We start from the raw sequence: 12291 nt of genomic DNA on the forward strand, positions 1-12291 counted from the left end.
CCCAGGTTATGCAGCCAGGAAGAACAGTTCACTATCTTTAGGGGTTGATAGCAGAGACCCCAGCTCTTGAAAAAATCAAGGCAAGCCTCAAGACTGACATTGGCAAAACGGGCGAGGCTTAAGCTTTTTTAGAATCGACTCGTTGGGGCCTGGGCTTCGGTGTTCTTTCCCTCTCTTTGATCAAGTGCTGCAATCTGTTCACAGATTTCAGTAGATTTTACGCACACAGCAGATGTTCCTTCGTTGATTTCTACGTATGGCAGATCAAACCGTAGAACAGGAGATGATTCCAGCAGTACTGGGGGGTGATAACCCCAAGTATCCAGGAATTCCGGTGACGTGTAATGGCAATCATCTTGTCACCAAGTGGGTAGAAACGCGCATTACAGAAGGAGGTGTCTATTACCCAATTACACCCTCAACAGAGGGGGGTGAAATATATCAACAGTCTTTTGCAGAAGGGGCTCTTGATGTATGGGGAAACCAAAAGTTATCTGTTGAGGCAGAAGGTGAACATGCAGCGCAAGGCGGTGCTACTGCGGTAGCGATGACTGGCAAGCGCACAGTTAACTTCACATCTGGACAGGGAATTGTATATGCAATGGAGCAATATTACCACGCACCAGGAAAGCTCTCGACGATGGTTTTGGAGGTTGGAGCTCGAGCCCTGACCAAGCATGCACTTAATGTTCACTGTGGCCATGATGATTTCAATGCAGCTCTAGATACTGGATGGACGATGTTAATTGCTAGAGATGCCCAGCAAGCTGCAGATCAGGCAATTATTCTTCGTAAATGCAATGAATTAGCCTTAAATCCAGGAATGAATATTCAAGATGGGATGTTGACCACCCATTCTGAGCGTACTTATCGAGCCCCAGAAGCGGATCTACTACGTGAATATCTGGGTGCACCAGATGACCAGATAGATTGCCCTTCACAAGCCCAAAGAGAACTGTTCGGAGTTCGGCGTCGCCGAGTCCCCGAAATGTTGGATTTAAAGAATCCGGTGCTTTTAGGTCCTGTTCAAAATCAAGAGCACCATATGAATGGTGTCATAGCACGTCGTAATAATTTCAATGAACCAATTCTTAAATTCCTTGAGCAATGCTATCTAGAGTTTGCTCAGTTAACAGGCCGCAACTACGGGCTTATTCAAGAATATAAAACCGAGGGAGCGAATACAGTCTTTATTTCTCTTGGTTGTGCAGCTGAAAATATTGAAGCGGCATGCGATTACCTAAGTGAGCACCGCAATGCCAAGGTTGGTTCTATTCATATAAATGTTTTACGTCCCTTCCCTGAAGCGGCAGTAATTAATGCTTTGCGTGGCAAAAAGAATGTCATCATTTTAGAACGAACAGATGAAGGCTTGGCTGGTGATAATCCATTAGGTCGAGACATCCGCACTGCTCTAAGTAAAGGACAGGAGTCTGCACAGTATGGAGGCATGATGCCTGCAATAACACTTGAGCAAACACCAAGAATTTTTCGCGGAAGTTATGGGCTTGGCTCTAGAGACTTTCGACCAGAACATATCATCGGAGCTTTTGAATATGCCACTGGGGGGATTGCCCGGAAAGACGGCAAAAGTGCAGCTGATGGCGAAGCTTATTTCACACTAGGTATTGATCACCCCTATAGCGTGGTTTCTAAAGACACACCATCACTATTACCGAATGGAGCGATTGCTGTTCGATTCCATTCGATTGGAGGCTGGGGAATGATCACCACGGGTAAAAACCTTGGTGAAATTATCGGTAAGTTTGGGCAAATGATTTCCGAACGTGATCCAACCTATGATCAACATGGCCAATTAGAAGAGAAGCTCTTCATTATGGCCAACCCCAAGTATGGCTCCGAAAAGAAAGGAGCCCCTACTAATTATTTCCTAACAGTTGCGGCTGAAAAGATACAAGTGAATTGTGAGCTCAATCATGTTGATGTTGTGCTCTGCTGTGACCCCAAAGCATTCACACATACTAATCCGCTTGCGGGTTTAAATAAAGGCGGTTGCCTTGTTTGGGAATCAAGTGAGCCCGCGGCTGAAGCCTGGGAGCGAATTCCCTCAAAGTATCGCAAATTCATCAAGGATAACGGTATTCGTGTATTTATTCTGCCTGGATTCGATATCGCTCGAGAAGCAACAACTCGAACTGATCTGCAATTAAGGATGCAAGGAAACTCCTTCCTTGGTGCATTCTTCAAAGTTTCAACCTTTTTGCAGGATCACGAGATTAGTGAGGCCGCGTATAAAGAGGTTGTTCGCAACCAATATCAAAAGAAGTTCGGGCGCTTTGGTGACGCGGTAGTTGATTCAAACATGAAGGTTATGGCTGGTGGCTTTGAACGGGTTGAGGAAATTGCTTATGGAAAAAATAAGGATGTAGACACTTCAAGCATGCGCAACCCCATGCTTGCACCAAAGGATGCTGCTCTCATTGAGATTCCAGCAACTGCAGGTTGTGCTGCTAGTGGTTGTTCGTCTTGTTCGATGCCTGATGGACAAGCCAATAGGTCACCATTCCAAACACTGCAGAAATTTGATTCAGAATTCCGAAACGACTTGGGCTATCACCAACCATCAGGTGCTTTCGCAAGCTTATCTGTTATGGGACCTGCCAGTGGCGCGACACAAAGTAAATATGTAGCCAGGCGCGAAACCCCAATTTACATCGCAGAGAATTGTACTCAATGCATGGAATGTATCGCTGCCTGTCCTGATACTGCCTTACCTAATACAGCACAGGATGTAAGTACAATTCTTGTCACTGCCATACGCAATTATGTCACTGACGAGAATGCATCGAAGCAACTTTTGAAGGAGGTGCCTGGATTAGATCAACGTTGCCACGAAAAAATGAATGACAATGTTGCATCCAAAACCAAACAGCCTTTTAAAACTATTCTAAGTAATGAGTTAGATGAGCTTACATCAATCGATGAAGCCTCACGTAGGCAGCTAATTGCTATTGTTGACAAGTTACCACTTGCATATAACAACACACCTAGTATTTACAAAAGTCTTGAGAAGAAGAATCCTGGTAGTGGGGGTATCTTTTCTATTTTTGTTAGCGACCTCTGCAAAGGATGTGGGGAGTGTGTTCAGGTTTGTGGAGAACATGATGCCTTGCGAATGAAACAGGATACGCCTGAACTTAATGCCGATCTTACAACTGCCCAAGTTTTTAGCCGCTTATTACCAGATACCAGTCAAAAGTTTCTTGGTCAATATCAGTCTGAATCACCAGAGTCTTCACTTGAATCAGCCCTGCGGAAGCACTTGATGGTACGGAGTAATTACGAGTCTCTTGTCTCTGGAGACGGTGCTTGTGCAGGTTGTGGTGAAAAAAGTGTGCTGAGGGCTGCTGCTTCTATCACAGAGGCATACATGCGACCCATTTATCACCAAAAAGCAGAGCGTTTACGCAAAAAAGCAAAACTATTAGAAAAATGTGGTGTCACAAGGTTGGCAACTCTAAAGACTCAAGATGATGATGAATATAGTTGGTTTAAGCGTTCTGTAGCCCATGCAGTGATGGGTCTTGGTGGTGAAAACGAACATGATACAACTCTTCGACTCAATAGATTTGGTGAGATCACTGACCAAGAAGTCATCACAGCACTGGTAACAGTCCTCAATCAGGATGCCTTTAATCACTGTGATCTACAGGCAGTTGATGGACGTATGGCAAATGGAATGTGCACGATGTATATGGGTGCTCACACTGGCTGCAATACGGTTTACGGCTCTACTCCTCCCTCCAATCCTCATCCATACCCCTGGATGAATTCCTTATTTCAGGATGGCGCAACCATTAGTTGGCTGATAGGAGAATCTGCTGTTCTCAATCATGCACGTCGATCTGTAACTCCGGAACGACTTGCTACAGCACTTCTTGATCGTGACATCAATGTTTGTAGTGAGCGTGAATACTTCGAGCTAACTCATCTTGATGACTCACTCATGACTGATCAGGAAATACGTGAGTTACCTAAAGTTTGGGCGATTGGTGGAGATGGAGCTATGGGCGATATAGGCTTCCAAAACGTTTCAAAGGTCGTCTTGCAAAACCGACCCAATGTGAAATTACTGATGCTTGATACGCAGGTCTATTCCAACACCGGTGGTCAAAACTCCGACAGCTCTAACATGTTGGGTGGATATGACATGAACCAATTTGGTGTTGCTTCGCAAGGTAAGCTCGTAGAGAAGAAAAGTGTTGCAGAAGCATTTACAACTGGCCATGGTTCGCCATTTATTGCCCAGGTTTCTATGGCAAATTCAGGAAAAATGTATAAGGCCATGCTTGATGGACTTGAATATCGTGGTACAGCCTTTTTCCAATGCTATACATCTTGTCAGCCAGAGCATGGTATTGGTGACGACATGAGTGCCTATCAAGCTCGTATGATTCGAGATAGTCGTGGAATGCCTGAGTTTATCTATAATCCTCGCGCTGGCGAGACCATCCAGGAAACTTTTGAGCTCAAGGGTAACCCTTCAATCAATCGAGACTGGAGGGCAGCTAAATATCAATCAGATGGAAAGCCATATAATCTCACTGTTGCTCACTGGGCTCTTACCGAAGCACGTTTTCGCAGACACCTCAAAGAGATTCCTGAAGCACAAGTCGACGAGTTTATACATATCGACAATATGCTTACTCTAATTAGGCAGCAAGATGTTATTTATAGAAATGTATTCAATGAGAATCATCATGCTTATGTGCCTGATTGGGGTGTGTATTTCAAGGCTGAAATCAATGGCAAGTTTAAGTATTATGCGGTCAGTCGTCAGATGGTTCTCTTCCATATAGAGCGCCGTAAATCATGGCGGATGATGCAAAGCCGTGCTGGGCTGCACAACGAAGACTATGCAGCACAGAAGATCATATTGCAGAGGCTGGATTCTGGTGATTTCACTCGAGATGACTTAATTAATCGAGGCAGAGAGTTGATGAATGAACAAATTCAACAAGCCATCCACTAGCCAAACTCCCGACAGCCAATTCTTATCTATATTATTAACGCAATAGAGCCCCAGAGAGTATTTCTACAACATTATTTTGTCAAGGAGTTCTCTCATACTTAGAAACATAATCTATATCCTCTTGTAAGTTAAGATTTCATCAGAGAGTCTTACTTGCCATCAGCCAGGCAACTAACAACCAGGGTCAGTACAGTCCATTCAGCTCATCTTGACTTTGGCTGCATAGTCATACTCAGATAACTATAATTTTTGCGTTGTATTTCTGCTACACCAGCATTGTTTTGATCGTTGAATCAATCATCACCATTCACCACGCAAGCAGTGCGGGCCTAGTGGCCTAGGTTTTAAACGCGCTTTCATCCTTTAAAGAGGGTGCCTTGAGCTGCGAAGATTTAACAATCCACTTCCTACAGACCGTGCCGCGATTTCATGCCCGCGTTCTTGTCAGTCTGCGTCCTTCAGTGCTTGACCCGGCTGGGGAGGCTGCTCGATCTGCTGCCAATCGCCTTGGGGTGGAAGGCATCAGCAAACTGCGGATCGGAAAGGTTGTTGATCTTGAGCTCGAGGCTGATAATGAAGCGGAAGCACGCAAGCAGCTGGAACTGCTCAGTGATCGCCTGTTTGCCAATCCCGTGATTGAAGATTGGAGTCTTGAGCTTCAGCCGGTTCCTACAACCACCGCTTAATGCAGCCATGAGTATTGGTGTTGTTGTCTTCCCTGGCTCAAATTGTGATCGCGATGTGCGCTGGGCAGCGCAAGGATGCTTGAACATCCCAACGCGCTTTCTCTGGCATGAGACCCGTGATTTAAATGGTCTTGATGCTGTTGTGCTTCCAGGCGGGTTTAGTTATGGCGACTACCTCCGTTGTGGTGCAATTGCCCGTTTTGCGCCGGTGCTTGAGTCGCTGGTGGAATTTGTTGCACGTGGCGGCAGGGTGCTCGGCATCTGCAATGGCTTTCAGGTTCTGACTGAACTAGGTCTGCTCCCTGGAGCTCTAACCCGCAATCGAAGCCTTCATTTCATCTGTGAGGATGCTTTGCTCACTGTGGAAAGCAACCGCACGCCTTGGCTAATGGGTCATAAACGAAAAGATTCTCTCACCCTGCCCATTGCCCATGGTGAGGGTCGATATCAGTGCAGTGACGAAACCCTTTGCCAGCTACAAGACGATGACGCTATCGCCTTGCGCTATGTCAATAATCCCAATGGTTCAGTGGCTGATATCGCTGGAATTACAAACAAGACTGGCAATGTGCTTGGCTTAATGCCCCATCCTGAAAGGGCTTGTGATCCTGTGATTGGTGGTGTGGATGGCAGAGGATTATTGCAATCACTGCTTGGCTGATTCACCATGCGACGGCGCTCGCTGCTGATGGGGCTTCCGGCTGCCATAGCAGCAACCTTGGCTTGGCCAAAGCTGGGGCGAACATTGACCCCAGCCTTTCATGCATCGACACCTTTGGCGGCGCCAACACCACTTCGTGATGGTTCACGAATTCGGGCGGTCAATACTGGTACGTGGATCGATCCTCAAACAGACTTTTCTTTTTTAGTTGAGCGTTGCAAGGCGCAGGGGTGGCTCCTTGAATTGCCTCCATCGTTGCATCGCCAATGGCATTGGTTTTCTGGCACAGATGCCCAGCGCCGCGCTGAACTAGAGGCCGCGTGGAGGGATCCTCATGTTGATGGAATTGTCTACATCGGCTCTGGTTGGGGTAGCGCAAGGGTTTTGGAGGACGGGTTCCATTTCCCACGACGCTCCCTTTGGAGCCTCGGCTTCTCAGACTCCAGTTCTCTGTTATTGGCCCAGTGGGGTGTGGGATCTCGCGGCGCCATCCATGGGTCGATGACTGGGTCTGACGAACAATGGCAACGAACGGTTGGTCTGTTGTCTTGTCAATCTGTAGCCCCGATATCAGGCATTGGGGTCATTCCAGGCATTGCTGTAGGCCCTTTAGTGGTAACCAATCTCACCGTGGCCACACATCTAATCGGAACACCCTGGTTCCCTGATTTGCGTGGTGCCGTATTAGTGCTCGAGGATGTAGGTGAAGCACCCTATAGGGTTGATCGCATGCTCACACAATGGCGCAGCGCAGGGCTGCTACGAGATGTTGCGGCCGTAGCTACAGGCCGTTTCAGCTGGAAAGGGGAGATTGTCCCGGGAGACTTCTCAATGGTCGGCATCCTTGAGGAGCGTCTTTCTTCTCTTGGCGTGCCAATTGTCAGTGATCTTCCTGTTGGTCATGGCCAACCGAATCTTGCCTTGCCTCTTGGAGCAATAGCGCGCCTCGACGGACGCAATGGATCCCTAATGTTGTTGTCCTAAGCCATATTCATTAAAAAGGGAGGCCTCACAGCCCCCCTCAGCGATTCATTTGGCCTTAATCATGCAGCAACAGCGGTTTTTGGATCAAGCTGCCCTTTCTCATAAAGGGCTGAGTAATAGTTGATATCACGTTGCTTAATTTTACTGGCATTGCCGGCACACCAAAACTGCTGATAGCGATCAAGACAGACCTGCTTCATATATTTACGCGCAGGTTTGTTGAAGTGGCGTGGATCGAAGTTGGCAGGATCAGCGACAGAGGCTTCACGCACAGCAGCGGTGAAAGCCAGGCGATTGTCGGTGTCGATATTGACCTTACGCACGCCATTGCGAATCCCTTCTTGGATCTCTTCGACAGGAACGCCATAGGTCTCAGGGATTGCACCTCCGTATTTATTGATCATTTGCAGCCATTCCTGGGGAACGGAAGAGGAACCGTGCATCACTAAATGAGTGTTAGGGATGGCCTTATGGATTTCTGCAATTCGACTGATCGCTAATACTTCACCAGTGGGTTTGCGCGTGAATTTGTAGGCGCCGTGGCTGGTTCCAATCGCGATTGCTAAAGCGTCAACTTTGGTTTTAGCTACGAAGTCGGAGGCCTCAGCTGGGTCGGTGAGCAGTTGGCTGTGGTCGAGCTTGCCTTCAAATCCGTGGCCGTCTTCGGCTTCACCCATACCTGTTTCCAAGGAGCCCAGGCAGCCCAGTTCACCCTCCACGCTTACGCCAATGGCATGGGCCACGCCTACGACTTCTTTTGTGACAGCAACGTTGTACTCGTAGCTGGCAGGTGTCTTGGCGTCTGCCTCAAGAGAACCATCCATCATCACAGAGGTGAACCCGTTGGCTGCAGCACCAAAGCATGTTGAGGGGCTATTCCCGTGGTCTTGATGCATCACAACCGGGATGTCTGGATAAGTCTCAACGGCGGCGATGATCAGATGTCTTAAAAAGATTTCACCTGCGTAGCTTCGAGCACCGCGGGAGGCCTGCAGGATCACGGGGCTATCAGTCTCGTAAGCCGCTTCCATGATGGACTGCACCTGCTCGAGGTTGTTCACGTTGAAAGCAGGTATGCCATAGCCGTTTTCTGCGGCATGGTCAAGCAGAAGCCTTAGCGGAACGAGGGCCATAGAGATCTCCGTAGTGTCAGTAGGGGCCAGTTCTCAAGCAAAGAGTCCTGGACCTGCGGCCCCGGACTTTATAAGACGATGGTCAGAACTGTCACCTATCCCTATCAGGCTTATTTATTTTCAGAGTGTCGATTGGATTTCAAGTCGCTGTCCTGATCTAGCTGAATCCCTTATTTTGTCGCATACCTGTTGGCTGGCCCATCCTTCCGCAAGGCCTGGCAGCATTGGCTGGCCACTGCGCATGCTCTCGGCCCACCAGCCTTGAAGCCTCGCTACAGGGGCGATGCGACCATCAGTCCATGTGGTGGGGAACGCTAGATCCAAATCAGCGCTAATGCTGCGAAGTGGCTCACCGGCAGCTGCTGCCCAGAGGCCAAAGCCATGCACATAGTCTTTCTGGTTGTCACTGCCAAGCAAGAGGCTGCCGTTGCTGCCGTAGATCTCCAGCCAGCACCCTCTTCCCTGGAGGGCAATTGCCGTGAGGCTCACCTGTGCAGGTATTTCAGGCCTCTCATTTCCACCCAGCTTTAACTGAGCCAGGGTGACGTCTTCACTGCTCACATCACGAAGTTCGCCACTAATTGGATCAGGCCTTGTTTGAATCGAGGTGGATAGCAGAGCACTCACCTGGCGAGTTGGCCCACACAACCAATGCAGCATGTCCATGGCATGAGTGCCTAGCGCCCCAATCACGCCGCCACCTGCCTCGGATTGGGAATACCAGTTCCATGGTCTTGAAGCATTGGCGCGACTACTCATTAACCAGTCAAGTTTCACCAGCCATGGCGTTCCCACTATCCCTTGATCAAGCAAACGCTTGGCTTGCATAAACAACGGCACAGCACGGTATTCAAAGTCCACGGCCACGCTCAATCTTTGCTTGATGGCCAGTCGTTGCAGTTCAGCGACTTGATCGGCATGCAACGCCACGGGTTTCTCCAGAAGCAAATGTTTTCCAGCTTTCAATGCTTCGAGCGCCAATTCAAAACGCGGACCTGGTGGTGTTGCCAGAATCACGGCCTCGATCTTTGGATCAGTCAATAGGGCTGACCAATCGCTATAGCCGATAAGTTCATGCTGGTTCGCAGCTTTTTCTAGTCGCTCTCTGCGTGGATGCCATAGGGCAACAGGCTGTAGGTCTGGATTGGCTTTTAGTGCCGGAAGATGAACGCTTTCACCGAAGCCAAGGCCGGCAATAGCAACACCAATTGGAGGGCGGATTGGGTTCATGATTGATATTTACGTCACCTCTGCAGTGCAAACCTCATCGATGACTGCATCGATAAGCTCATCGCCATCAGAGGGTTTCCATTCTGCGCGGAAACGATGGAAACCATTCACCGAGGTATCCCTGAAGAGCTTTTGATCGCAATCCACATGCATCAAATAAAGGCTGCCATTTTGCTGCTTCTCGCCTTCTCTGAGCGCTGGAGTAAAGCGACTAAGCACGCTGAGATTGCCATCCTTATCGTAGTGAAGGCTGCCAATATCCCACCATTGCTGTCCAGCTTCAGTGGCGGGGACTTCCTTCCATTCCACTGGGCCAGCGCTTGCGATTTCTACTTCGAGAAAGGCGTAAGGAATAAAAAGGGTTAGCAGCAGGAGCATGAGACCCTGACCTAACCAGAGGCAGAATCGGAATAGAGATTTGCTCATTTACCCGCAGCCTTTTTCGCTTTGCAGCCATGAAGCAGCAAGAGTGAGGCCAGCGTTTTACGAAGTTGCGTGCGAGGCACGATCGTGTCTACGAAGCCGTGCTCTTGCAGATATTCGGCAGTCTGAAAATTGTCGGGTAGTTTTTCCCGCAAGGTCTGCTCAATGACCCGGCGTCCAGCAAAGCCAATCAGAGCCTTCGGTTCCGCCAGAATTAGATCACCGAGCATGGCAAAACTGGCAGTCACACCACCGGTAGTTGGATGAGTGAGCAGTGGCATGTAGAGCAGTTCAGCCTCTCGATGTCGCTCAAGAGCACCGGAAATCTTGGCCATTTGCATCAGGCTGAGCATGCCTTCTTGCATTCGAGCTCCGCCTGAAGCGCAGACAATCAAGAGGGGTAGACCTTGGGCTGTGGCCCGCTCCACCAGTCGGGTGATCTTTTCACCAACAACTGATCCCATAGAACCGCCCATGAAGCGGAAATCCATCACTGCCATGGCCATCGGCATTCCTTCGACTTGGCAAAGACCTGTGACGACCCCGTCCTTCATGCCTGTTGAGGCCTGGCTTTCTCTCAAGCGATCGGCATAGGCACGGCGATCTTTAAATCCGAGTGGATCTGTAGGGCTGAGGTTGCGATCCAGTGATTTAAAACTTCCTGGATCAGCGATCAGGACGATCCTTTCGTCGCTATCGATGCGGTGGTGATAGCCGCAGTTGGAACAAACACTTGCATTGGCATGAAGATCCTTGCGATAAACAACCTGACCGCATTCGGGGCATTTGACCCAAAGACCATCGCTTTCTTCAGTTTCCTGGCTCACCTTGCCAACGAACTGACCCTTGCGACGATCAGCAAACCAGTCGAATAAACTCATCCTTTTAAATCAGTGTGAGTACGGGTAACTTCTCAACTGGCACAAGGCTTCTCGGACAGACATAAGGATGGATCAAGTGTCCATGCTCATGTCCAATACCGCAAATTAAGAAGTGGTGAATCATCCAAATCTAAAGCGAGCTTCACTCACTGACAGTTGGCATTTTTTCCAGCAGCCTTTGGTCTATTAAAGACCCATTAGGTTGATCCAATGTTGCCACCACCAATCTGATCCACAAAGCCATACACCCCAGACCCCAAAGGCAATGAAAGGCCCGAAGGGAAAAGGCTGGCGAGGTTGTAGCTGACCAGCAAGCCGACCGATGAGACCAACCGCTGCGCCGCTGATGATGGCCAGGGTCATGGTAATAGCCACCCCATTCAGTCCTAACCATGCTCCAGCCATGGCCGCCAATTTGGCATCACCAAGCCCAAGGGCTGGCTGACCAATCAGCTTTTTGGCAAGGAAGCTAAGCCCTTCCATCGCAATTAAGGCTGCTGCTGCTGCTAGTAAATGGTCGAGCAGCAGGGCTGATCCCTTACCCCAGCCGAGTGAAACTGCAGCTGTCGCGGTGAACGCTAGGCCTAACAAAAGGCCAGCCCGACAGAGTGGTTCTGGCAACCACATGTGATCGAGGTCGATGAGGATCAGTGGCAACAGCACACTGACAAGCACTACTCCAGCAAAGAGATTGAACAAGGAAGACAACTCGCCCATGCTGGTTGGAGCTGCCAAGGCAGCCGATACCCAAAGCCCGGCGCTGAGACTCTCCACCGCTGGATAACGCACTGGAATGGGGGTTCTGCAATCACGACAGCGACCGCCCAGTTGAATCCATGCGAGTACTGGGATGTTGTCGTGCCAACGCACACCACATCCGCAACGTGGGCAATGACTACCAGGCCAAATCAATGATTCCTTTCGGGGAAGTCGCCAGGCCATTACATTGATGAAGCTGCCCATACAAGCTCCGATGATCGCTAGATAGATCCAGAGCATTAGCTGCGCCTAGAGATGGCGATGTTTCTTTCACGGGTTTGACGGGAGCGCATCGGGATGGTGCGCAGGAGCTCTAGCTTGAGATACTTTTCTTTTGGAAGCAGAACCGGAAGATCAAAGACAACGCGTCCTTTCCCATTGTTTTCATTCAGAAAAACACCAATGGGTTCCATGCCAGTGATGGTGTTGGAGAGATAGTTGAAATAAATTTGTCGTGCTTTCTCAATCAGTTGGCCGCTATTGATCCGATCGCAGCGTGCTGCCTCGGTTGATAGGGAAGCGGCTGTTGCAATTACAAATG

At 49.2% G+C, this 12291-nt stretch carries 10 protein-coding genes; 4 read left to right on the plus strand and 6 right to left on the minus strand.

The window, feature by feature from the left end:
- Nucleotides 1-256: 256 nt before the first annotated feature.
- From SIB66_RS10985 to SIB66_RS11000, 4 genes are all read left to right on the plus strand, one after another.
- Complete coding sequence (locus SIB66_RS10985) at nt 257-4993, plus strand: 2-oxoacid:acceptor oxidoreductase family protein (RefSeq protein ID WP_063406689.1); 4737 nt, start codon at nt 257-259, stop codon at nt 4991-4993.
- Between the two features lie 416 nt (nt 4994-5409).
- Nucleotides 5410-5679: a phosphoribosylformylglycinamidine synthase subunit PurS gene (gene purS / locus SIB66_RS10990; RefSeq protein ID WP_011826356.1), complete on the plus strand. Its 270-nt coding sequence runs from the start codon at nt 5410-5412 to the stop codon at nt 5677-5679.
- A gap of 7 nt (nt 5680-5686) precedes the next feature.
- A complete protein-coding gene (purQ, locus tag SIB66_RS10995) occupies nt 5687-6340 on the plus strand; it encodes a phosphoribosylformylglycinamidine synthase subunit PurQ (protein WP_063406688.1) in 654 nt (217 codons plus the stop codon).
- 6 nt (nt 6341-6346) lie between these two features.
- Entirely contained in the window at nt 6347-7324 is a 978-nt protein-coding gene (locus tag SIB66_RS11000; RefSeq protein ID WP_063406687.1) for a S66 peptidase family protein, read from the plus strand.
- Between the two features lie 59 nt (nt 7325-7383).
- On the opposite strand, the gene fba is transcribed toward SIB66_RS11000, so the two are convergent.
- From fba to SIB66_RS11030, 6 genes are all read right to left on the minus strand, one after another.
- Nucleotides 7384-8457 carry a class II fructose-bisphosphate aldolase gene (gene fba / locus SIB66_RS11005; RefSeq protein WP_063403851.1) on the minus strand — a complete coding sequence of 358 codons (1074 nt, stop codon included), beginning with the start codon at nt 8455-8457 and terminating at the stop codon, nt 7384-7386.
- Between the two features lie 120 nt (nt 8458-8577).
- Nucleotides 8578-9687, minus strand: a complete 1110-nt coding sequence (locus tag SIB66_RS11010) for a Gfo/Idh/MocA family protein (protein ID WP_063406686.1) — start codon at nt 9685-9687, stop codon at nt 8578-8580.
- A gap of 9 nt (nt 9688-9696) precedes the next feature.
- Nucleotides 9697-10113 carry a hypothetical protein gene (locus SIB66_RS11015; protein WP_328585320.1) on the minus strand — a complete coding sequence of 139 codons (417 nt, stop codon included), beginning with the start codon at nt 10111-10113 and terminating at the stop codon, nt 9697-9699.
- Nucleotides 10110-10991: an acetyl-CoA carboxylase, carboxyltransferase subunit beta gene (accD, locus tag SIB66_RS11020; protein ID WP_063406685.1), complete on the minus strand. Its 882-nt coding sequence runs from the start codon at nt 10989-10991 to the stop codon at nt 10110-10112. Before accD ends, SIB66_RS11015 begins: the two co-directional genes overlap by 4 nt.
- Nucleotides 10992-11177: 186 nt before the next feature.
- Complete coding sequence (locus tag SIB66_RS11025; protein ID WP_236073785.1) at nt 11178-11954, minus strand: A24 family peptidase; 777 nt, start codon at nt 11952-11954, stop codon at nt 11178-11180.
- 35 nt (nt 11955-11989) lie between these two features.
- Nucleotides 11990-12163 (minus strand): hypothetical protein, encoded by a 174-nt coding sequence (locus SIB66_RS11030; RefSeq protein ID WP_236070301.1) that lies wholly within the window; start codon nt 12161-12163, stop codon nt 11990-11992.
- Between the last annotated feature and the right edge of the window lie 128 nt (nt 12164-12291).

Origin of the sequence: Prochlorococcus sp. MIT 1318, from assembly GCF_047304505.1 — a bacterium.
Classification (GTDB): Bacteria; Cyanobacteriota; Cyanobacteriia; order PCC-6307; family Cyanobiaceae; genus Prochlorococcus; species Prochlorococcus marinus_D.